This is a genomic window from Geminocystis sp. M7585_C2015_104, assembly GCA_015295805.1.
GTDB lineage: Bacteria > Cyanobacteriota > Cyanobacteriia > Cyanobacteriales > Cyanobacteriaceae > DVEF01.
On the sequence record DVEF01000015.1, the window covers coordinates 59,273 to 82,451 of the forward strand.

19 protein-coding genes are annotated in these 23,179 nt (G+C 43.2%); 14 read left to right on the top strand and 5 right to left on the bottom strand.

From position 1 onward, the window contains the following. Positions 1 to 70 precede the first annotated feature (70 nt). Genes IGQ44_01920 through cobJ form a run of 3 tightly spaced genes read left to right on the top strand, consistent with a single transcriptional unit; the run spans position 71 to position 2,578 of the window. Complete coding sequence (locus IGQ44_01920) at positions 71 to 700, top strand: precorrin-8X methylmutase (protein ID HIK36735.1); 630 nt, start codon at positions 71 to 73, stop codon at positions 698 to 700. After that, complete coding sequence (gene cobI, locus IGQ44_01925; protein HIK36736.1) at positions 697 to 1,419, top strand: precorrin-2 C(20)-methyltransferase; 723 nt, start codon at positions 697 to 699, stop codon at positions 1,417 to 1,419. Before IGQ44_01920 ends, cobI begins: the two co-directional genes overlap by 4 nt. Continuing rightward, positions 1,388 to 2,578 (top strand): precorrin-3B C(17)-methyltransferase, encoded by a 1,191-nt coding sequence (gene cobJ / locus IGQ44_01930; protein HIK36737.1) that lies wholly within the window; start codon positions 1,388 to 1,390, stop codon positions 2,576 to 2,578. Before cobI ends, cobJ begins: the two co-directional genes overlap by 32 nt. On the opposite strand, the gene IGQ44_01935 is transcribed toward cobJ, so the two are convergent. Both IGQ44_01935 and IGQ44_01940 read right to left on the bottom strand, forming a co-directional pair. Beyond that, positions 2,575 to 3,309, bottom strand: a complete 735-nt coding sequence (locus IGQ44_01935) for a cobalt-precorrin-6A reductase (protein ID HIK36738.1) — start codon at positions 3,307 to 3,309, stop codon at positions 2,575 to 2,577. The genes cobJ and IGQ44_01935 overlap by 4 nt on opposite strands. A gap of 48 nt (positions 3,310 to 3,357) precedes the next feature. Beyond that, entirely contained in the window at positions 3,358 to 3,594 is a 237-nt protein-coding gene (locus IGQ44_01940; protein ID HIK36739.1) for a NifU family protein, read from the bottom strand. Positions 3,595 to 3,724: 130 nt separating this feature from the next. Between IGQ44_01940 and IGQ44_01945 the strand changes: the two genes are divergently transcribed. From IGQ44_01945 to IGQ44_01975, 7 genes are all read left to right on the top strand, one after another. Beyond that, positions 3,725 to 4,696: an SDR family oxidoreductase gene (locus tag IGQ44_01945; protein ID HIK36740.1), complete on the top strand. Its 972-nt coding sequence runs from the start codon at positions 3,725 to 3,727 to the stop codon at positions 4,694 to 4,696. A gap of 205 nt (positions 4,697 to 4,901) precedes the next feature. Further along, a complete protein-coding gene (sufS, locus tag IGQ44_01950; GenBank protein ID HIK36741.1) occupies positions 4,902 to 6,161 on the top strand; it encodes a SufS family cysteine desulfurase in 1,260 nt (419 codons plus the stop codon). Between the two features lie 34 nt (positions 6,162 to 6,195). Further along, positions 6,196 to 7,581 (top strand): aldehyde dehydrogenase, encoded by a 1,386-nt coding sequence (locus IGQ44_01955; GenBank protein ID HIK36742.1) that lies wholly within the window; start codon positions 6,196 to 6,198, stop codon positions 7,579 to 7,581. Positions 7,582 to 7,653: 72 nt separating this feature from the next. Next, positions 7,654 to 8,772: a response regulator gene (locus tag IGQ44_01960; GenBank protein HIK36743.1), complete on the top strand. Its 1,119-nt coding sequence runs from the start codon at positions 7,654 to 7,656 to the stop codon at positions 8,770 to 8,772. A 90-nt stretch (positions 8,773 to 8,862) separates the two neighbouring features. After that, positions 8,863 to 9,882 (top strand): glycosyltransferase family 4 protein, encoded by a 1,020-nt coding sequence (locus IGQ44_01965; protein HIK36744.1) that lies wholly within the window; start codon positions 8,863 to 8,865, stop codon positions 9,880 to 9,882. 75 nt (positions 9,883 to 9,957) lie between these two features. After that, on the top strand, positions 9,958 to 11,619 hold the full coding sequence (locus IGQ44_01970; protein ID HIK36745.1) for a CocE/NonD family hydrolase: 1,662 nt from the start codon (positions 9,958 to 9,960) through the stop codon (positions 11,617 to 11,619). After that, positions 11,616 to 13,841: a DUF563 domain-containing protein gene (locus IGQ44_01975; protein ID HIK36746.1), complete on the top strand. Its 2,226-nt coding sequence runs from the start codon at positions 11,616 to 11,618 to the stop codon at positions 13,839 to 13,841. The genes IGQ44_01970 and IGQ44_01975 overlap by 4 nt, the downstream gene beginning before the upstream one ends. Positions 13,842 to 15,450: 1,609 nt before the next feature. Here IGQ44_01975 and IGQ44_01980 read toward each other — a convergent pair. Next, on the bottom strand, positions 15,451 to 17,610 hold the full coding sequence (locus IGQ44_01980; GenBank protein ID HIK36747.1) for a DUF3769 domain-containing protein: 2,160 nt from the start codon (positions 17,608 to 17,610) through the stop codon (positions 15,451 to 15,453). Between the two features lie 272 nt (positions 17,611 to 17,882). Then, the gene (locus tag IGQ44_01985) at positions 17,883 to 18,206 is read right to left on the bottom strand and encodes a phasin family protein (protein ID HIK36748.1); all 324 of its coding nucleotides are present in this window, start codon (positions 18,204 to 18,206) and stop codon (positions 17,883 to 17,885) included. A 129-nt stretch (positions 18,207 to 18,335) separates the two neighbouring features. Here IGQ44_01985 and rpmI point away from each other — a divergent pair, with 129 nt between their 5' ends. From rpmI to IGQ44_02000, 3 genes are all read left to right on the top strand, one after another. Next, positions 18,336 to 18,539, top strand: a complete 204-nt coding sequence (gene rpmI, locus IGQ44_01990) for a 50S ribosomal protein L35 (GenBank protein HIK36749.1) — start codon at positions 18,336 to 18,338, stop codon at positions 18,537 to 18,539. Between the two features lie 22 nt (positions 18,540 to 18,561). After that, on the top strand, positions 18,562 to 18,912 hold the full coding sequence (gene rplT, locus IGQ44_01995; GenBank protein HIK36750.1) for a 50S ribosomal protein L20: 351 nt from the start codon (positions 18,562 to 18,564) through the stop codon (positions 18,910 to 18,912). Between the two features lie 118 nt (positions 18,913 to 19,030). After that, positions 19,031 to 20,374 (top strand): GAF domain-containing sensor histidine kinase, encoded by a 1,344-nt coding sequence (locus IGQ44_02000; GenBank protein ID HIK36751.1) that lies wholly within the window; start codon positions 19,031 to 19,033, stop codon positions 20,372 to 20,374. Here the strand turns inward: IGQ44_02000 and pabB are convergent. Beyond that, positions 20,346 to 22,460, bottom strand: coding sequence for an aminodeoxychorismate synthase (pabB, locus tag IGQ44_02005; protein HIK36752.1), 2,115 nt, complete (start codon positions 22,458 to 22,460; stop codon positions 20,346 to 20,348). The two genes, IGQ44_02000 and pabB, sit on opposite strands and share 29 nt — an antisense overlap. 134 nt (positions 22,461 to 22,594) lie before the next feature. Here pabB and ilvC point away from each other — a divergent pair. After that, positions 22,595 to 23,179: ketol-acid reductoisomerase (gene ilvC / locus IGQ44_02010; protein ID HIK36753.1), on the top strand; the 585-nt coding region annotated here is incomplete at its 3' end.

The window sequence follows — 23,179 nt, forward strand, 5'->3', positions numbered from 1 at the left end:
TATTATACGATATGGATATGATGGTACGACCGTAGCTGACGGACGACAATAAGGATAGTGATACATAGGGATGATAGAGTATCTTCGGAACGGAGAACAGATTTATAGACAATCCTTTGCCATAATCAGGAAGGAGGCTTGTTTAAAGGGGTTGGAAGAGGGGTTGGCAAAAGTGGCAGTAAGACTAATTCATGCTTGTGGGATGACGGATATAGTAAAGGATTTGGAAGCATCCCCCCTGGCGGTAGAAAAGGGGAAAGAGGCTTTGAAAAAAGGGGCAAAGATACTGTGTGATTCGGAAATGGTGGCACATGGAATCATCCGTAGACGTTTAGAGGCGAAAAATGAGATCATATGTACTATAAACGACCCAATAGTGCCCACCATAGCCCATAAAATTAAGAATACCAGATCAGCGGCGGCAGTGGAACTATGGCTACCCCACCTAGAGGATGCAGTGGTGGTGATTGGGAATGCCCCTACGGCGTTGTTTCACCTGCTGGAGTTATTGGATGAAGGGGCGCCAAAACCGGCAATAATTCTGGGGTTTCCGGTGGGGTTTGTAGGCGCGGTGGAATCGAAACGGGAATTAGCCAAAAATCCCCGGGGTGTGGCTTTTATTACCCTCCATGGTAGAAGAGGGGGTAGCGCCATGGCTGCTGCTGCCGTCAACGCTTTGGCGAGGGAGGAGGAAGTATGACTGTAGGTAAATTGTATGGAGTAGGGATTGGGCCAGGAGATAGGGAATTGTTGACTTTGAAGGCATATAGAATTCTAACAACAGTGCCAGTTATTGCCTATCCTACTATGGAAAATGGCAAGGCAAGGGCAAGGGCATTGGTAGCCGACCTGATTAAGCCACAACAGATAGAAATCCCCTATCCGTTGCCTTTTAGCCGGGAAAAATCCTCCCAACCCTATTACGAGGCAGCTGCCAGCCAAATTGCCTCCCATCTAAAACAAGGAAGGGATGTAGCCGTCTTATGCTTGGGAGATCCCATGTTATATGGAACTTTCATGTATATATACAAAATTCTAGCTCCCCGTTTTCCTGTGGAGGTAGTACCAGGAGTTTCATCCATAATGGCGGCAGCGGCTCTATTAGGCGCGCCTTTGAGTTACAGAGATGATGTGTTTAGTGTGATTCCAGCTACCTTACACAGAGAGATTATAGTAGACAGGCTAAGCAGGTGTGATGGGGCAGCTATTATCAAACTAGGCAGACACTTTCCCAAGGTTAGAGAGATTTTAAGGCAATTAGGACTGATAGACAGGGCATTGTACATCGAGAGGGCTACTTGGGTCAATCAGAGGGTAATCCCCATTGAAGAAGTGCAATTGTCTGACATTACCTACTGGTCATTGATTTTAATTCCTAGTAAAAGTTATGGAAAAACTAGCCATTGTCACCTTGAATGAGAGGGGGTTACAGACAGCCGGGAGAATAAAGAGGGGGATAGGGGATGCCTTGATTTACGGATTAGCCAGTGGGTGTCAGGAGGCGGATGTATTATACGAGGATTTTAGCCAGTTAGTGAGGGAGTTATTTAGCCAGGGGGTGGGTATTATCGGCATTTGCACCACTGACATTTTAATTCGGGCTGTGACGCCATTGTTGCATGACAATTGGCAAGAGTCTCCTGTTATTGCCGTGGGGGAGGATGGAGGGGTGATAGTGCCCCTACTAGGTAAAATGGAGACTGTCAAGGGCATAGCCAGACAAATAGGGGAGGTGTTAAGGGGGATGGCGGCGAAACCTACCAGTGGCGAAACCTGGCTTGGGAGGGGGAGGGGTAATGTGGATGAGGTAGAGGGAAACAGGGGAAAGGTAACTCTTGTGGGTATTGGGCCTGGTAGTACTGCACTACTTACACCACAAGCCCTACAAGCTTTATTATCTGCCACTGACTGGGTGGGGTATAACAGATACCTAGACTTAGTAGAATACCTGCGAAAACCAGAGACAGTCTGTCATGCCTCCGACAACCGACAGGAGTTAGAAAGGGCAAAAATGGCGTTGCAGTTGGCAGAAAAAGGCAAAAGGGTGGCCCTTATTTCGGGGGGGGATGTAGGGATTTATGGCATGGCGGCGACGCTATTTGAGGTGATAGAGAAAAATCCCGGCAAGTGGGAGGGGGTGGATATTGAAATCGCCTCAGGTATATCTGCCATGCAGGTTGCAGCTGCTTTAACAGGCGCACCCCTCGGGCATGATTTTTGTGTCATTTCCCTTTCTAATCTCCTTAAACCCTGGGATATAATTGCCCAAAGGATTGAGTTGGCTGCCAGAGGGGATTTTGTCATTGTCTTTTACAATCCGGTGTCTAAACAGAGGAGGTGGCAGTTAGACAAAGCCAAGGAGATTCTGTTAAAATGGCGTCTGCCTTACACTCCTGTTATTTTGGGGCACAATTTGACAAGGGAGGGGGAGAAGATAGAGATTATCAAACTAATAGACTTGAATGGTCAGGCTGCAGACATGAACACGACAATCATAGTAGGTTCTAGTCAGACTAGAATTGTAAGGCGGGGGGGTAAACAATGGGTGTATACGCCACGTCAATACCCAGGGGTTTAGAGGAAATTAAGTAGCCAGTCAATGGCGGCATCTACAGTAAACACCCTATTAGCCGGGGGGAAAGTGGGGCGTTTAATCATGACTACTGGTAGGGATAACTGTCTAGCTGCAACGATTTTGGCATAGGTAGCGTCACCCCCACTATTCTTGCTGACAATTACCTGTATCTGGTAGCGTTTTAACAATTCTATCTCCTCCTGGAGAGAAAAAGGGCCCCTTGCCAATATAATCTCCCCTGGGGGTATTGGGGGGGAGGGAGACTCAATCATCCGCATTAAAAACCATAACTGCCGTAAATGAGCATATTTACTTAGTTCCTGACGGCCAATGGTGAGGAATATTCTGTTACCCAATTCAGGGAGTATATCAGCCGCCTGTTGATGACTTTTTACCTCTATCCAATTATCCCCCTCTTGTTTTTCCCAAGGAAGACGCACTAATTGGAGATGGGGAATACCGACAGTGTTAGCAGCAGTATAGGCATTGAAGGAGATGTTAGCCGCAAAGGGGTGGGTGGCATCAATCAACAAGTCAATAGCCTCCCGTCGAATATACCCCACCAAACCCTCCACACCACCAAAACCGCCGACACGGGAAGCCTCCACCCGGGGTTTACTGACACTGCCAGCCAAGGAGAATATTACTTCTAGTTGGGGATACTGACGTAACCGCCGCTGTAATTCTATCGCTTCGCTGCTGCCTCCCAACAGTAATAGCTTTTTCCTTCTCATTCTCCGGGTATATGGGGGAAGACTGTTGACTTTCCCCCTAGATACACACTAAAATACCTGTTCTACTTCTGCAATTTCTGGTATACACTCCCGCAAACGACGCTCAATCCCCAATTTTAGGGTCATAGTGGAACTGGGGCAAGCGCCGCATGCCCCTTGTAGTCTCAATTTTACCACGGGGCCATCTATTTCCACCAGTTCCACGTTACCACCGTCAGCCATTAGATAGGGACGTAATTCATTCAAAACTTGTTCTACATTCTCTCTAGTAAGTGCTAATGCCATATCCTTTCCTATTTCTGCTACTCACCCTTATCTGACTATCATAACCAAAAATTCTCCTTCCATAGGCCTACCACCTTTCTGATAAAATCTTAAAGAATATTAAAGATATGTAAACAAAATTAATAATTGTATGAAAATACTAGTAGTAGGGGCGACAGGCACATTAGGCAGACAAGTAGTACGTCAGGCAATCGAACAAGAGTATCCCGTGCGTTGTCTAGTAAGAAGCAAAGGCAAGGCAACCTTCCTCAAGGAATGGGGTGCAGAATTAGTTACAGGAAATCTCTGTAAACCGGAAACCCTACCCCCAGCCTTGGAGGGGATAGACGTAGTAGTAGATGCTGCTACAGCTAGACCTACAGATTCTTTGTCCATCAAACAAGTAGACTGGGATGGCAAGGTGAGTCTAATCCAAGCCTGTGTCAAAGCCAATATCAAACGCTATATCTTCTTTTCTATCCTTAATGCCCAAGAGTTTGAAGATGTACCCCTGATGAATATTAAACACTGCACTGAGTTGTTTTTGCAGGACTGTGGACTAGATTATACCATTTTCCGACTAGCAGGCTTTATGCAGGGTTTAATTGGACAATATGCTATTCCCATTCTAGACCAACAGCCAGTGTGGGTGAGTGGGGAGAATACCCCTATTGGTTATATTAACACTCAGGATGTGGCCAAATTCGTCATTCGTGCTATCTCTTTACCGGAAACTGCTAATCATACCTATCCCCTCGTAGGACCTCGGGCATGGACCGCTGATGAGATAATTAGTCTATGTGAAAAACTGTCTGGCAAAAAAGCTAAAATCTCCCGTATACCTCTAGGATTTTTGCGATGGCTGCGCAATTTTACTCGTTGGTTCAAGTGGACTCTAAATGCCTCTGATAGACTCGCTTTTGCCTCCGTTTTGGCTAGTGGTAAACCCCTTTTTGCCTCCATGGAAGAAGTCTATGAAACCTTCAAAATTCCCCCTGAGGAGATGACCACTTTGGAATCTTACTTGCAAGAGTATTTTGAGCGCATTATGAAGAGACTCAAGGAAATAGAATATGAAAAAAATAAAGGGAAAAAACGCAAAAAAAACAGTTTCTTTAAGTAGACATTTCCGGTTAATTTTCCCATTTAAACCCAGATAATAAACGAAGAAAAAAGTGCTATAATAGTCCCAGGCCTCAGAGGGAATCTGGCTGAATAATAATTAGCGAAAACCAATCGCATTTATTATTTGAAATCTATAAAGAAGTTGCAGTAGAGGGCTTAGACTGTGATACAGCAAAGCCCCTATATAAAAAAAAGAGGAGACTATGACTGTTACACAAAATAAAACCCTTGCCGAGGAAGTACGTCAGGATTTCCCCATCCTCCAACAAAAAATCCACGATAAACCCCTGATATACTTCGATAATGCCGCCACCTCCCAAAAACCCCGACAGGTGATAGAAACCCTGCGACAATACTATGAAAATGATAATGCCAATGTTCACCGGGGCGCCCATACACTAAGTTCCAGGGCAACTACAGCCTATGAAGCGGCAAGAGACAAGGTGGCTAAATTTATCAATGCTAAAAGCCGCAATGAGATAGTATTCACCCGTAACGCCACAGAAGCCATCAACTTGGTAGCCTACAGCTGGGGATTGAACAACCTGAGGGAGGGAGATGAAATTATCCTATCAGTAATGGAACACCACAGTAACATCGTCCCCTGGCAAATCATAGCCGCTAAAACCAAAGCTGTCTTGAAATATGTGCGTATAACAGAAGACCACCAGTTCGATTTCGAACACTACACATCTCTCCTCTCGGAAAAAACCAAGTTGGTGACGGTAGTACATGTATCCAACATGCTAGGTTGTATTAACCCCGTAGAGGATATTATCAAAACTGCCCATCAAAAGGGCATCCCCGTATTAATAGACGCCTGTCAAAGTATACCCCACATGCCCGTAGATGTCCAGAAAATGGACTGTGATTGGCTCGTAGCCTCAGGGCACAAGATGTGTGCTACAACCGGCATTGGCTTTTTATACGGCAAGGAGGAATTGTTACAACAAATGCCCCCCTTCCTCGGCGGGGGTGAGATGATAGCCGAAGTACATTTTGACTATTTTACCTGCGGGGAATTGCCACACAAATTCGAGGCTGGCACTCCTGCTATCGGTGAGGCCATCGCACTTGGTGCTGCAGTTGATTACCTAAGTAACATAGGGATGTCCCGCATCCACCAGTATGAAAAACAACTAGGTAGCTATCTGTATGAACAGTTACAGAATATACCCGGGATTACTATCTATGGTAGCAAACCACCCCAACGGGCAGCACTAGTGTCCTTCAATATAGAGGGAATCCATGGCAGTGATTTGGCCACTATGTTAGACTATGAGGGGGTTGCCATTCGTTCAGGTCATCATTGCACCCAACCGTTACACCGTTATTTGAACATATCCGCCAGCGCCAGGGCAAGTCTTTATTTCTATAACACCTTTGCCGAGATTGACGCTTTTATCGCCATCCTCAAAGACACTATTGAATTCTTCCAACAATCAGAGGGCAGTCTAGAATAGAAGTGTTTTGTTGTCAACAGGCAGGAGAGAGAAAATGGTTACTTCTACAACAGCCAATGACATATCATCCCTAGTAGCTGGCCAGAGGGGTTATTTTGCCAAGGGGGAAACAAAGGATATAGACTTCCGCCTGAAACAGCTAAGCAAACTAAAAGAGGCTATTGCCAGTCGACAAGACAAGATATTACAAGCATTAAAGGCAGACTTAGGCAAACCCACCCTAGAAGCCTGTTTCGAGTTGGCAGTGTTAAGGGATATCAGCTATGCCCAAAAAAATCTGAGAAAATGGGTAAAACCACAACGGGTGAATACAGGGATAGAGTTATTCCCCTCTGAAGGTAGAATATGTCCTGAACCATTAGGAGTGGTATTAATCATAGGGCCATGGAATTATCCTTTTTCCCTTATGATTTCCCCCTTGATTGGGGCTATGGCCGCCGGCAACTGTGTTATTTTAAAACCATCGGAATATGCCCCAAATACCTCCAAAGTCTTGACAGAATTAATCACAGACACCTTCCCTCCAGAATATATTGCCATCAAGGAGGGGGGAGTGGAAGTAGCACAAGAACTACTCAAATGTAAATTTGACCACATCTTCTTCACCGGTGGCTGCCGGGTGGGTAAAATAGTCATGGAAGCCGCCGCCAAACAACTTACACCCGTCACCCTAGAATTGGGCGGCAAAAGCCCCTGTATAGTGGATAATGAAATACAACTGCTGGAAACGGCTAAACGAATCACCTGGGGTAAGTTCATCAATGCCGGCCAGACTTGTATTGCGCCTGATTACATACTAGCCCACAAGGACATCAAATCTCAACTAATAGAAGCCATCAAACAATGTATCCGCGATTTTTACGGGGAAAACCCGGCTCTATCACCAGACTATGCTAGAATTGTTAACTATAGACAATGGGAACGTCTAGTGGCACTCCTGGCCGATGGGAAAATTATAACAGGCGGTCAGTATCATAGGGAAGACAGATACATCGCCCCCACTATCCTCGACGAAGTCTCCCCCCACTCGCCAATAATGCAAGAGGAGATATTTGGCCCTATTCTCCCCATTCTCCCCTATGATAACCTAGAAGAAGCAATAGAATTTGTCAATAGTAGACCCAAACCCCTCGCCCTATATTTCTTCTCCAAAAACAAGCAAAAACAAGAAAAAATCCTGCGGGAAACCTCTTCGGGTGGCGTGTGTATCAACGAGACAATAATGCATGTGGGAGTCACAGAATTACCCTTTGGCGGTGTGGGCGACAGTGGCATTGGCAAATACCACGGCAAGGCTACCTTTGATACCTTCTCCCATTATAAAAGCGTTTTAATCCGCCCTTTTTGGGGGGATTTGAATTGGCGTTATCCCCCCTATAGTCAAAAAGCCTTACAACTATTCCGGAGAATGTTTGCCTGATAACCTAAATTCCCCCCGGCGGTGGCTAAAATGGAAGAGTTGAACACAGTATCATGGTGAATCCTCACACCCATGGAAATTTTGATAGTGGAAGACGAGTTGATAGCCGCCAACAGTCTTGCCATGGATTTAAAAAAGCTGGGGTTTGGGGTGGCGGGAATTGTCAACACTGGTAAAAAAGCCATCGCCTGGGTGGAAAAATCTCCACCCGATTTGATTCTAATGGATATAATGCTAAGGGGCAAGATGGATGGCATTGCCACCGCCGAAGCCATCTATTCCCGTCGCCAAATCCCCATTATCTACCTTACCGCCTACACTGACCATAATACCCTCACAAGAGCTCAATCTCTCCCAGTTTACGGCTATCTTGTCAAACCCCATAGACTAGAAGAATTGAAAACCACTATCTGCATGGCTTTGGCCAAGTTTCAACTTGATAAACAAATATATGAACAACTGTGCAAACAAAAAGAAGCTAACCAGATTAAAGGAGATGCCATAGTCACCGCCTTTCATGAGTTACGTAGTCACCTTACCTATATTCTTGGTTACATCGAGGTGATTAGAGACTATAGTGAGAAGCTATCCTCCGAACAAAAACAAAAATACTTTAAAATAGTAATCTCTGCTGTCAATGAAATAACAGATTTGCTGAATAAATTGTTGTTAGTCAGTCGGGCTGAAGAAGGGAAAATCCCCCTCTCTCCCACCAGTTTTGAGTTGGTTTCCCATCTTGAAAAATTAATCGCCTACCATCAAAATAAGACGGCTCGTCACAGGCTCATTCTATCAACAAACAAGCCAATATGCAAGGTGTTTTTAGACCAGCAAATGTTTGATAATATCGTACACAATCTGCTGTCTAACGCTATAAAATACTCTCCTAAGGGAGGAGAAATAAGGGTGAATGTAAGGGCATCGGAAGCCAAAAATCAAGTGCTTTTAGAAGTAAAAGATGAAGGCATTGGCATCCCAAAAAAGCAGCTGGAGAAAATCTTCTGCCCCTTTGTTAGGGGAGAAAATGTAGGTGACATAAAGGGCCATGGTTTGGGACTTTTTATCGTAAAAAAATCAGTGGATTTGCTTCAAGGCAGAATAGAAGTAGAAAGCGAGGGAAATAAGGGCACCACCTTCCGCTTATTCCTCCCCTGTCAACTACCCGTCACCTCCGCCACCCCCTCATCTTGACAAAGGTATCCAATTTCTGCCGATAATTAGGGATAAAAACAAAAGGAAAACGGTGGCATATAGAAATTAGTCATAGAGGGAGATATCCACATGAAAATTGCAATGCTATCCCCTATAGCTTGGCGCACCCCTCCAGTAAATTATGGCCCCTGGGAATTAGTGACTTCTCTCCTAACTGAAGAATTAGTAAAAAATGGCATAGACGTCACACTTTTTGCCACAGCTAACTCCATCACTTCTGCTAAACTACACGCCATATGCCCCCGAGGTTATGAAGAGGATAAAAACATAAATCCAAAAGTTTGGGAATGTCTACATATCTCAGAATGTTTTGAAAATGCAGACAAATTTGATCTAATCCATAACCATTTTGACTTCCTACCTCTCACCTATTCCAAACTGGTAAAAACCCCCGTTATTACTACCATTCATGGTTTTTCTTCCCCTCAAATAATTCCTGTTTATAAAAAATACAATAAACACGTCTATTATGTCTCTATTAGTAATGCGGATAGAAGTCCAGAATTAGACTACATTAGTACTATATATCACGGCATTGACCTGAATAAATTTACGTTTAATCCCCACCCCCAAGGAGACTACCTACTCTATTATGGCCGTATCCACCATGACAAGGGTACAAGAGAAGCCATCGAAATTGCCAAAGCCGTCAACAAACGTCTTCTCATCGCCGGTATCATCCAGGATGTGGATTATTTTAACCAACAGGTCAAACCTCATCTGAAAGAAGGACAAATTGATTACATTGGAGTTGTAGGCCCTGATAAACGAGATCAATTGCTGGGTAACGCTATTGTACTATTACATCCTATTAATTTTAGGGAGCCCTTTGGTTTGTCGGTAATTGAATCTATGGCTTGTGGCACACCAGTGGTAGCCTTTAATAAAGGGAGTATGCCAGAATTAATCACCGACGGGGAAAATGGATATCTAGTTGAGACTATTGAGGAGGCAATTGAAAGAGTTAAGCATATAGATAAAATTAATAGACTCTCCTGTCGTGGAACGGTAGAAGCGCGTTTTTCTAAGGAAAGAATGGCAGCAGAATATATTGAAGTCTACAAAAAAATTTTGGGACTTTCTTCCTAGTACATCCCTATATAATGGTAAGAGAAAACAGGGACAACATTAATGGTTTTTGAACTTATATATAAAGGCCCGAGAATGTATCGAGTTGTCAAAGAAACTGCCTCCTTTTTGACTCGTGACGGGGTAAGACTAGTAGCTGACATATACAGGCCGCAAACAGAAGAAAAATTACCCGTTTTGCTGATGCGTCAACCTTATGGCAAAGCTATAGCCTCCACTGTAGTTTATGCCCATCCAAAATGGTATGCCAAACAAGGATTTATTGTAGTTATTCAAGATGTTAGAGGGAGGGGGGAGTCAGAGGGAGAATTTACACTCTTTGAAAGGGAAATTGAAGATGGTTATGACACCCTAGAATGGGTAGCTAATCTTTCCGGCAGTAATGGCAAAGTGGGGATGTATGGTTTCTCCTATCAGGGAATGACTCAATTGTATGCGGCTATTAGTCGCCATCCCGCCTTAAAGACTATTTGTCCTGCTATGATAGCCTATGATTTATACTCCGATTGGGCCTATGAGAATGGCGCCTTTTGTTACCAATTAAACCTGGCTTGGGCAATACAATTAGCTACAGAAACCGCGAGAAGAAAAGGGGATTTATCCGCCTATAAGATTCTTTATTTAGCAAGTAGAAGTTTGCCTATTTATGACATGCCTCCCCTTCTGGAAGAAGCCTTAAGAAAATACACGCCAGGCAATTTTTATTATCAATGGCTGTCTCACCCCCACCCAGATGAATACTGGCAAAGGATTTCTCCAAAAACCTACTCACAATACCTGGATTTGCCCATGCTTCACATAGGCGGATGGTTTGATAGTTATCTTCGTGGCACCATTAATTTATACCAGGAAATGAGGGCAAAAAGCAAGCACCAACAATGTCTAATTATAGCACCCTGGCCCCATATTCCTTGGGGAAACACTGTAGCAGGAAAATATTACACTGCCGCGGCTAATAGTAATATTGACTCTTTCCAAGTTGCCTGGTTTAATAAGTACCTAAAAGACATTGAAACCCCAGAATATTTATCCCTAAGAGACGGCAAATTGTTTCAGTTAGGCAGCAATAAGTGGCTAAACATAGAGGATTTGCCACAAGGGGGGAAAGAAATTATATTCTTCCTGAAAACTACTAAAGGTTTAGCCAATATAAGAGACGATGACGGTTTTTTGGTGACAGATAACAATCACTCTGATGGGGAGGATATTATAGTACAGGACTTCTGGCGTCCAGTCAATAGTCTAGGTGGACATGCTACCATTTTTCCAGGTAGTTGTGACAGGAGTGAGTTAGACATTCGCAGTGATGTTGCCATCTACACCTCTGACTGTCTCACAGAAGACTTGGAGATAATAGGGGAAGTGGAATTAGAAGTCTACGTGGAGACAGAGGCAGAAACATTTGACTTGTCTGCCGTATTGTCTCAAGTTTTCCCTGATGGAAAGGTGTATAATTTTAGTCAGGGACATATAAGAGTCCACTTTTCCAACAAGAATAACAGGAATAATCCTATTAGATTTAAACTACAACCTACCTGTGTCAGACTGGAAAAAAATACCGCCATTCGTCTTAGTGTTAGTCTAACCAGTTTTCCTGCTTATTGTATCAACTTTGGCGAAGAAGAAAACTACGGTAAATCCTTCTACTTAAATGCCAAACCCTTAACCGTTAGTATTCTCTCTGGGAAGAATAATCCCTCAAAACTAATCCTTTCACCCTTTAAATTCTGCCGATGACTTTCCACAGTCATGAATCACAAATAGAGTCACTACTCAGACAAAGAGAGTTTATCAAGGCCAGAAATTATACTGAAAAACTGTTGGAGAAGGAGGAAAGTCAAAGCCTACTTTTTATACTAAAGGCATATCTAGCCTTAAGTTACTCCTGTTTAGAAGAGTATCAATACTCTCAGCCTCTCTATTTAGACTTGTTACTGAATTGTGATGGGGAGAGTATAAAAACTATAGCTGGAATCATCTTCTCCTTAGCTGACTTTTTCTTCAGACAACGTGACTGGGATTTAGCAACCCACTTATACTCCCAAGGTTTGGAATTCGATTCCCAATACCATCCCGGATATATCCGTTTAGCGTATCTATTCCTCCTGCGGGGAGACTTTACCACTGCTATGGAAATCTACCACAATCTTATATCCCAACAACCGGGATTAACCATCGCCTATGAGAAGTTTGGCAAGTTATGGCAAGACATGAGAGACTACTCCCAGGCTATTGCTACATACCAACGAGGCTTGGAAAAAAATAAAACTGATAAGAGGCTGCTAAAAAACTTGGCCTACTGTTATCTTAAGACTAGACAAACAAGACAGGCAAAACAAATACTAGAATACCTCCTACAGTTGCCACTTTGCCGGGAAGATTATTCTTACACCTATGGGGAATTGGGTTATATTGCCATTTTGCAAAAGAATCTGAAGCAAGCCATAACAGCCTGGCAAAGACTACTTGACAACAATCCACAGGTATATCGAGTTTATCAGCAATGGCAGGCCAGTTACAGGGAAACAAATAAAAATCTTTCTTTGATTTCACAAATAAAAGATAACAGTGACGACAGGATAATAGCAAATACCATTGCCGGTTTGCTGTTAGACAAAAAAGAATACGAATTGGCGGGTTATTATTATAACCTCGTGGCAGAAAAAGGGGAAACAGACAAAACCGACAACAGTGGTGATTATTCAAAAGAGAAAATAACAACCACCACAGCTAGTCAAAAGGATTTACAGGTGGAAATGACAACAACCATCATAACAGCAAGTCAAAAAGAATCAGATGCCACCACGACTCCCTCAAAAGGGGAAGAAATAACACCACCACGCCAGTATTACGAGACGGCAAGACAATGGGCAGAATATAATAAACTTTTAGACAGCAACTATTACGCCTTTAATCTAAACAGGGAGATTTACGTCAAACCGCCGAAGACAGTATACGAGGAAATCCATCCTAGTTTTTATTTTCCCCCAACCATCAAACTCCCACAACCCTTTGTAGTAAGAATCCCCGGTGGAGTGTTTTATCTGAAAGAAGACGCTACTAGTAGTGGGGTTATCACAAAGGATGGCTACCTGATTGGCGACTTATCCCCAGAATTTCCCATTTTTAGTCCAAACCATCCTGACAATTATCCTAGCAAACATTCCCTATTAAAGGTTAATTATCTTCCCCCCCTGCAAAAAATCAGAGGAAGGGTTTTAGTATTAACGGGTTTAGTGAGTGACAACTATTTCCACTGGCTGTTTGATATTCTACCTCGTTTCCATCTAGTAGAGTTAGCGGGAATTGAGTGGCATGAGGTAGATTATATTCTGATAGACAATCAAACCCCTTTTCAAAAAGAAACCATTTCCCTTTTAAACATTCCCCAGGAGAAAATATTATTGCCATCTCTGCCATTATGTTTGCAAGCGGAGGAGTTAATTATCCCTTCTTTTCCCGGGAGTGTTGCCTGGATGCCGGCTTGGAGTTGCCAGTGGTTGCGGGAAAAAATACTGGGTTGCCACGGGGAAAAAACAGTCACTTTAGGGAGAAGATTGTATATAAGCAGGGGTAGAAGTAGGAATCGTCGTCTGATTAATGAAAAGGAAGTTAGAGAATATCTAGAAAACAAGGGGTTTGAAACAGTATATCTAGAAACCCTATCTGTAAAAAAACAGGCAGAATTACTATCCGAAGCAGAAATAGTGGTATCAACCCATGGCAGTGGTTTAAGCAATATAGTTTTCTGTAAACCCCATACCAAGGTGATAGAAGTCTTTTCCCCAAATTATGTTTATCCCTGTTACTGGCTAGTCAGTAATCTTGTTAATCTCGACTACTACTACCTGTTAGGAGAGATTATTGGCAGTCATCACTTTCACTCCCTTCTCTACCCTGACAGTCGACTAGAAGACGTCTATCTGGATGTCAGTGTCTTGAATTCCCTTGAGATTTAAATACCTCACCCCCGGAAACAGACTGTCAAATCTTTCAGTCAAACCTCTTTTCCTCTTGACAACATGAATCTCCCTATGGAGACGTCATCAACTCCCCGGCATTTACAAGCCTGCTATCTAATCCGATAACTTTTTCCACTTTTGTTGGCAATTCCCGGCGTTTTCTTATATTTCTGGTAACTACAGGAGAATAATTATCGTTTTTTTCTCCTTTTTTTGTCTGTGTTCAGTTACCCTAGCTATTACCCCTCTTCCCTTCTTTTCCTTTTCTTGCCCCAAATGCAGTAGAATGATTATCATTCGTATGTAATTAGTCACTTTCCTAAGCCTCTGGGGGATTGGTTGTAATTGGTATCCAGTTGCCGTCTCCAATTGTCAACTGGTTGTGGATTGGCCATTTTCCCTATCAGTCTACAATGAGTTTTTAGATACCCCCCATACACGCTTACAGACAGAAGATTATTACTCCCATACTCATTGTCTGCCTCCAAAGGGATGACAAGTAGTAAGGGGGAGTGGGTGATGGTAAATGGGATACAGATTTGTTAATTCTCATAGATAGAGACTAGTTACCCAGCTTGATGACAGGAGAGTGATTATTACTAAGGCTGCGGTTGAGTCTCCCCCTTTCCCATAAAAAGAGGAGTGTTGTTGTTTTATAGACTGACTACTCTTCCAGGGTTGGTAAAGGGATAACGAATCAAAAGTGTGTATTTGGTTATTACCCTAGACTGGGGGAAAGAAGAGGTTGTGAGGGGGGGTTAATAGTAGTAAAGAGAATAGTTATCCTCCGTCTGGGGTTAAGCTTTTTTTCCGATGTGGTAATGATAGTCATATGTCTGCCGTCAATTAACCCATATTACCATTTGCGGATAGTCTATGACGGGGGAGGAATTATTATTCCCAGATAGACTAGCCATTTTACTCCCACAAAAAAATGGAGACTATTCACACCCCCTGACAAAAGAAGGAGAATGACTATCGTTGGTGTGCAGTTGATTGTCTTATCTTACCACCGGATGACCCGCAGTAAAAAGCATAATTGGCGACTCTTGTTTGTCAATTTTGTCTAAATTTACTTTGTCTACATAGTGGATTGGCATCGCTGCTGGGTGTCTATAACACTGATGCCAGTTAATGCTTATTCATTTGTAATAACTAGCAATAACCAGGGTGATAAACAGCCAATGATTGTCATCGGCATGCCACTTCCAGATAAAACTCAACAACGGGGGATTATTACTAGTATCCAGAATGAGGTGGGGAAATGGTTATTACAACTGATATCTAAATCTCACTCCTATCCCAATAACTTTCCCTTTGTTTTTCTCTGAGATGATGGTATATAGTCAACCACTGGTATATGATTAGCTTCCCCAATGGCTAAATAACCCCATGACAAGCCGGAGACTACTTTTACCCTCTCGGATAGTTTCAGAGAAAGTAGAGGGGGATGGTGGTTGATGGGGTTAACCCTCTAGGGGAGTTAGCTGGTAGACTTGCCACTTTTCGCCTTACTGGTAACTCTCCAATGCGGGGGTTACTTTTCTCCTGTCTGATAACATGGGGATGACTGTTACAGATATGAGGTTAGTTATCCCCCGAATTATCAGTTGTCTCTCTTAATAGTATCAACAACAGGGCGGACAGAGGAAGGGGTGTCAAAGCCGCCAGGGTTACCTTCCCAGTTGAAGTCGCTGATACGCAGGCCAATGGAACCTAATTGTAGTACGGGATTATAACGTATAATGATATTATAGGTGCGACGACTGTATTCTAGGAAGTAATCAGTACTAATTTCTTGGTTGGTTTTAAGGTTGCGGAAGGTCTGGATCCCAACACGCAGGGGGCCGTATAATTGTTGTGTGAATCCCAATGATAGCACCTGCTCGTCGGCAAAACGGTCAAAGAGAAAGGGAGACTGACTACCACGGATACCCTGGCTAAAACCTAGCTGAAAGCCAGTATAATCGCCAAAAGGACGGGAAAAATGGCCAAATTGTCCTTGTATACCAATAGTAGCGGTTATAGCCGGTTGCACATCCCCATTGCTATAATAACTGGCAACGGCAGTTAGGCCGGTGTTGAGACTTAAAAAGGGGGTAACGGGGGTGGGGGTATATTTCAATCCCTCTTCGGCGGTGGGGGGTAGATTCTTCCCTGACCATAGTAGTATATTACCAGTAAGAATGGCCGCCCCCTGGTAGCGAGTCAGAGTAACACGGTTAGTGCTACGATTAGGACGTAGTAACTCCTTTTTGTCTGTTTCTGCGTTTATGTTTTGAATGGAAGTCTGGTATACTATGCCAAAAGGGGAATTGGGTATGGGGATATAGGGGGAGTTTATCACCAAGCCGTAACTCTGTTGTACGGTTTGGAAACCCAACGACCCATTGAATAGCCTGTCCCTATAATTGTATTGTAGACTGAGGGTGTGGGGCGAGGAAAGATTGCCAAACTTGTAGTCTAACTGTGCACTGGCGCGTAGACGGTTTTCTATATTATCCAAGTCTAACCCTGTCAGATTAAATATACCCCTAAGGTTTGTACGCTCGTTGAAGTCTGCCTGTATTTGAGCAAGAAGGGCATAACTGGTAGAATTAAAGATGCCACCGTTGTGGTCGGGGTTAACCGCATTTTTGTCGGGGAAGGAATCAGGAAAAAATGCCCTTTGTAAGAGAAAACGGGGGGTGAAGGAAAAACGGACTTTCTCGTCACTGTGAAGCTCAAATTCTCTTTCTATGTACAAACCACCCAATTCCTCCCCGTCAAACCCCACGGAAAACCACCCGGGGCGACGCCGCTTGTCTATTACCAGACGGCTCGGTATTATGGGAATAGAAACAGTCTGATCAAACACTAGACGGGAATTAGAGGTGGTCAACTCGTCCTGAAAAGGAGATATACTCCTAAGTCTAGCGGAGTCTGCCCTTAGTTCCAGTTCAGGAGGAGAAAAAGGATCGTTAGTAACCCTTATGTTGGTAGCATACCACTGTTGGCCATCAAAGTCAACTCGTTGTGCCTGAAAACGGAGACGATTTATTTGTCCTCCGGCAGTAATTGTTGGTAGTCCGCCTCCCTGTAAAAGAGAGAATTCCCGGATGCTGCCAACGGCAAATTCATAGCCGCCAGCAGAGACTACTCTTCTAAGGGGTTGATTGGCTTGGAGTTGTTGGGAGAGGATTTGACTGGAGAGGGGATTATTGCCAGTGTCTCCGCGAAAATCTCTGGTGATACTGGGTTGGTATATTTCTCCCTGGGCATTGAAGATAACTCCTCTATCCTGGGTAAAATAGTATTCGAATCTATCTCCCCTTAGTTTTTGATCTCCCCTTTGTAGACTAACATTTCCCTGTGCTACTGCTAGTCTTTCTCTTAGATTAACCAACACCTCATCGGCGGTAAGTATCCCATTGTCAAAGCGGATTACTACATTCCCCCTCGCCTTTACTATTTCCTGTGGGGCAAGATATTCCTGTTCATCTGCTAGAATTTCTACAGCGGGGATGGCTTCGGAGGATGGGTTGTTTTGGACTATTACTGACCCGTCGGGGGCGGAAAGATTAAAATCGTAGTAGACACTGCTGCCACTGCGACTGTAAATAACTATCCTCTTACTGGGATTATTGGTGATTTTCGGGTGGGGGGGGAAACTGTTTATGTCTACAGAGGGGGGATTGCCTAGCAATGCTGCCGAATTGTTTTCAGACGCCACCTCTACTGTGGAAAAGGTGGTAGCTATTAGAAAACCAGTGGCCAGTGTTAGCATATTCTAGATACTTCCTGGGATTTTAGCGGGGGATGCTTTTTTTTTTTCACAGTCACAAAAGCACAGTTTAACACTAACCCACACCCCATTTTTTCTCCTCATGGTGTATCTTCAATGTCGTAAGGTCAGATTATAACAACCCTTTTACTCCCTATGTAGAGATATACCTATGTAATACCAATCTCTTTCACGGGGGGATTAGCGTCACAAATAACAAGCCAAAACTGGCAATGGCCACCTCCCCTGGATTATTTCACTTTTAAAATAGCAAACTAACGCCATAATTTATTTTCTAAATCCCGGATTTTGCGCTCAATTCTGTCAATTCTTCCTCTTAATTCGTCAATTTCTGACTGTTTTGGTATACCTAAATCTTGGAGAATGTTTTTAATATGCTTTTCTAGTTGGGACTGTAAAGTAGCTTGGTCACTTTGAATGTGTTGCCAAATTTCATCTACCATTTGCCTAGCTTGGTCAGGATTAATTCTACCTTCCTTGACCCATTGTTCACTCACCTGTTTGAGTTTTTCGGCGACAAGAGAGGTAGTCCCAACGCCAATGAGTAATAATTGTTTAAGCCAATCGTTACTATCCATAGTCTGAATGAGACTCACATCTATACCCCTATGATAGCGATTTATGTTAACTATATACACCAAGAAGGGGGTAGTCAAGAGGGGTATTTTGTTTTTATAATGGTGGATTGTGTCAATTGAGATGGGGTTATGCCAAAGCTAAAAACTAAAAAGGCAGCTGCTAAACGGTTTCATATTACTGGCAGTGGGAAAGTAATGCGTCGTCGCGCCAGCAAAAATCACTTATTGGAACATAAATCCTCTAAAAGGAAACGCAGTCTCAGTAAAATGGCACCTGTCCACAAAAACGACCTAAAAGAGGTACTTCTAATGTTACCCTATGCTAAGTGCTAGATGAAAGGGGGTAGTAGGAAAAATGACAAGAGTAAAAAGAGGTAACGTAGCCCGGAAAAGACGCAAAAAAATCCTAAAACTGGCCAAAGGCTTCCGTGGTAGCCATTCCAAACTCTTCCGGGTGGCTAACCAACAGGTGATGAAGGCCCTCCGGTATGCTTATAGGGATAGGAGGAGGAAGAAAAGAGACTTCCGTCGTCTCTGGATTGCCCGTATTAATGCCGCCGCTAGAAGCCATGGCATTAGCTATAGTCAGTTAATCCACAAGTTGAATACCGCCAACATTGCCCTAAATCGCAAAATGTTGGCACTGTTGGCTATTCAAGATCCTAAGGCCTTCGATAAGGTGGTAGAAGTGGCAACTAAAGTCTAATGAGAAAATTCCTGTAACCCCTCTGTTTCTCTTGTGGGGGGTTGTTTTGTTTTCCCCCTCACTTGACCATAAAAGGGGGAGAGGGATTATACTTAGTCTAGTATGTCCTAAATACTCCATGAGCAGACCCTTATTTTGTCCTTGGGCGCCCAATCTCATAACACAGCTGGAAGAAAAGAGACTACAAACCATTGTCTCTTTGGATTTACTCTCGGATAGGATAATTCCCATATTCGATGAGGTGACACAGACAGTGGCAAACACCATCAAAACGCCAGTGTGTTGTCTGGGGGTGTTAACCAAGGATGAATATCTGTTAAAGTCTGCTTATGGATTGTCCCACTTGGGATTGATGAATGACTTAGCTGTCAGCCGTCGTCTTGCCAAAGAGGATGCCTTTGCCAGCTATGTGGTCGACAGTAATAGTTATCTGATAATCCCTAACACCTGCGTCGACAATTTCTTCTCGCAAACTCTCCTGTGTCAACAATATGGCGTTGTTTCCTATTTAGGGGTTCCCCTCACTACATCTGAAGGATACTGTATTGGCTGTTTAGAGGTATTTGATACTCAACCAAGAAATTTTACCGATACTGAGCTCAATTTTCTCCTGATAACTGCCCGTTGGGGTTTAGCGGAATACGAACGCAATTTGCTGAAACACCGAGAGAATGTTACCCCCTCCCCGGAGGCAGCATCGGGGGATAAGAAAATTACCACTGGGATAGAAACCAATCTAGGGGAATTGATTTTTAGGCTGCTAACTCAATTAACCCAAAGACTCTCTATACCACTCACCTCCATTGTAGGGATGTCTAGTGCCCTAATGGGGGGCATTTATGGGCAGTTAAACGAAAGACAGTTGAATTACTTACGAATTATACACGACAGTGGACAAGAAATGAGTATGTTAGTGGAGGAAATCTGCGAATTGGCTGGTTTGAGGGGAAAGCTACGATTAGAATTAGTGCCCGTGGATATAGAAAGTTTGGGGAAACAGGTGGTTCAGAGTCTCTCCTCTTCTGCTAAAATCAGAGAGCATACTCTAAAACTGTCTGTAGAACCGGGACAGAAAGTCTGGAGTCTGGATAGGGAAAAAGTAAAAAAGACCCTATACTATCTTATCACCACTCTAATTCATGGGTGCAGGGGCTCTTCGGAAATCCAAGTCCATATATCCCGTCAAAAGGACATCTTGAAAGTCAATTGCAGGGCAAATCATCCCTGGTTGGGAGAGGGAATTCCTCCGGAGAGGGTGGATGTGTATCAGAGTATTCTAAAAACGGGGGGTATGTTGCCAGAAGAGGAATCCCCCAGCCAAACCCCACAAACACAAAACTTCGATTTGATATGTCTTTCCTTTGCTACCTACTTGGCGCGACTGCAAGGGGGTAATATTGTCTTGTCTGGGGCATTGGAATTGGGGTATCGTTTTATTCTATCTCTTCCCATCCCCTCCTAAACCCGGCAACCTCCAACAACCCAGAAGCCTTCAATAGGGTTTCTGCAAATTCCTTTTCCGGTGAGGATAGAATGGTAATGGCTCCTCCTACACCTATAGTAGTCTCGTAAGGGGTGGTGACGGCAGTCCGGATTACTATATTTAGGTCTATTGTACCATTTAGACCCAAGAATCCTATACTTCCTGAGTATATCCCTCGTGCTTCTGATTCTAATTGCTCTAGTATTTCTATTGTCCTTTTTTTAGGGGCTCCCGTCATAGAGCCTCCCGGGAAACACGCTTTAATACATTCTGTCACTGAACAATCTGGTCTTACCTTGCCTCTGATGGTAGAAACCATTTGATGTACTGTGCTATAAGACTCTATAGCCATTAGTTTGGGCACATGTACACTGCCGATTTCACAGACTTTTCCCAAATCATTGCGCAATAAATCTACTATCATCAGGTTTTCCGCTTGTTCTTTTTCGCTGAATTGTAATTGTTTTTTAAGCTCCTCATCTTCTTCTGGATTTTTACTTCTTCTAATGGTGCCTTTGATGGGTTTTGATTCTATATGGCCGTCTTTGTTTAGACGTAAAAACCTTTCGGGAGATGCGCAAGTTATGTGGATATTTCCCATTTTCAGATAGCAACTATAGGGGGCGGGATTTTCTCTTCTCAGTTTGTAGTAAAATTTGAGGGGGTTATTGAGGGGTGGCAGGTGAATTTTGTTGGTTAAACATATCTCGTAGCTCTCACCTTCTCTTATTTTTTCTAGGCAGAATTCTATGTCTTTTAGGTATTGATATTTTCCTCGGCTAAGTCCAATGCTGTTAGGTGTATAGCCGTCTATACAATCCGGGATTATTAGACTTTTTCCTTTTAGGTTTGCCAGGGTTTCTTCTGTAACGTCAAACCATTTTTCCACCTTTTCTTTTTCCTCCTGAATGGCTAATAGATGTAGGAGGTATATTTTCTCGTATAGGTGGTCAAACACTATTATCTTTTCCGGGAAAATAAACTGGGCCGTTGGCCAATGACTATTATTTTTATTCTCGTAATTATTCTCATAGCCACACAGAGATTTTAATTCATATCCCAGATAGCCTACAAAGCCGCCACTAAAGTCGAAGGGGAGCTCAGATTCTATATGGTTTGCGTCCAGAAACTGTTGGATAAAATCCAGAATATTGCCGCTAAATACTTGTTTTTTATTGTTTTTATTTACAACAGTTTGCTGACTGTCAACATAATAGGCCACCACAAAAGAATTCTGGCCTTCAGCGTCTCCCATATAGGAAAACCGGGACACACCGGGGATTACCAGGGAACTGTCCAACCAAAAACTATATTCTGATTTGCTGTATAAACTATCAAAAACTACCTCAGAATCCAGGAAAAAATCTAACTTTCGCCATAACAGTTTCAGTTTACTAAAGCCTCGGGAGGAATTGTCTTTTTTTAGGGGATATATTTTCGAGTATTTATGTTTACCATTACCCGATTTTATTCTTCCATATTCTAGGGTTAAGCGTTGAAAATTAACCAGGATATTTCTGCCGAATTGAGAGGAAATGGACTCGGGGTGGAATTGGACGCCCCAAAGAGGCTTATGCTTATGTTTTATAGCCATAATCAGGCCGTCATTGGTGGTGGCAATTATCTCCAAATCATTGGGAAAAGTGTCCTTGTCGTTGTCAACGATTAGAGAGTGATAACGCACTGCTTTGAAAGGGGAGGGTAGCCCTTTAAAAATAGTGTCCTGCTGATGATATATTTCACTGATTCTTCCGTGATATGGCTCAGGTGCATTAACGATTTTGGCCCCATAATAGTAAGCCAATCCCTGATGACCTAAACATACTCCTAAGATGGGTACATCTAATTCCAAAATCACTCTTTTACAGATACCAAAGTCTTCTTCTTTTTTTGGATTTCCGGGCCCAGGAGAGATTATTACATTGTCAAAGTCAAGACTTGTTAATTCTCCCCAGGAGAGTTGGTCGTTAGTAACAACAATGGGGTTTTCTTGATTTATTTCTGCCACTAATTGATAGATATTATAGGTGAAAGAATCATAGTTGTCTATTATCAGGGTTTTCATAGAAGAATAGATGGTGTAGGGGAGAGAATTAACTATTCTATTTTACAGGTAAATATTTTGAGGGGGAAGGAGGTATAATTAGGGAACTTGTTGTGTTATGATAGGGGTTTGCCCAAGAAAAAGAGGTGGAATATATGGCCAAGCTGTATTATGACAATGATGCTAGTCTAGATTTTATCATTAACAAAAAAGTGGCGATAATTGGCTATGGTTCACAGGGACACGCCCATGCCCTAAACTTGAAAGACAGTGGGGTAGAAGTAATAGTAGGGCTATATGAGGGCAGCAAATCCTGGGAAAAGGCAGAAGCGGCGGGATTAAAGGTGTACAAGGTGGCAGAGGCGGCGGCGGCGGCAGACTGGATTATGATTTTGTTACCAGATGAAGTACAGCCCAGTGTATACAAACAGGAAATCGAAGCCTATCTAAAGGCTGGAAAGGTATTATCCTTTGCCCATGGTTTTAACATCCACTTTGGACAGATTATCCCACCATCAGATGTAGATGTAGTAATGATAGCACCAAAGGGGCCTGGACATCTTGTTAGACGCACTTATGAACAAGGACAAGGAGTGCCAGCTTTATTTGCAGTACACCAAAACGCTTCTGGTGAGGCAAGGGAAAGGGCAATGGCTTATGCCAAGGCTATTGGGGGCACCAGGGCTGGAATACTAGAAACTACATTCCGAGAGGAGACAGAGACTGATTTATTTGGCGAA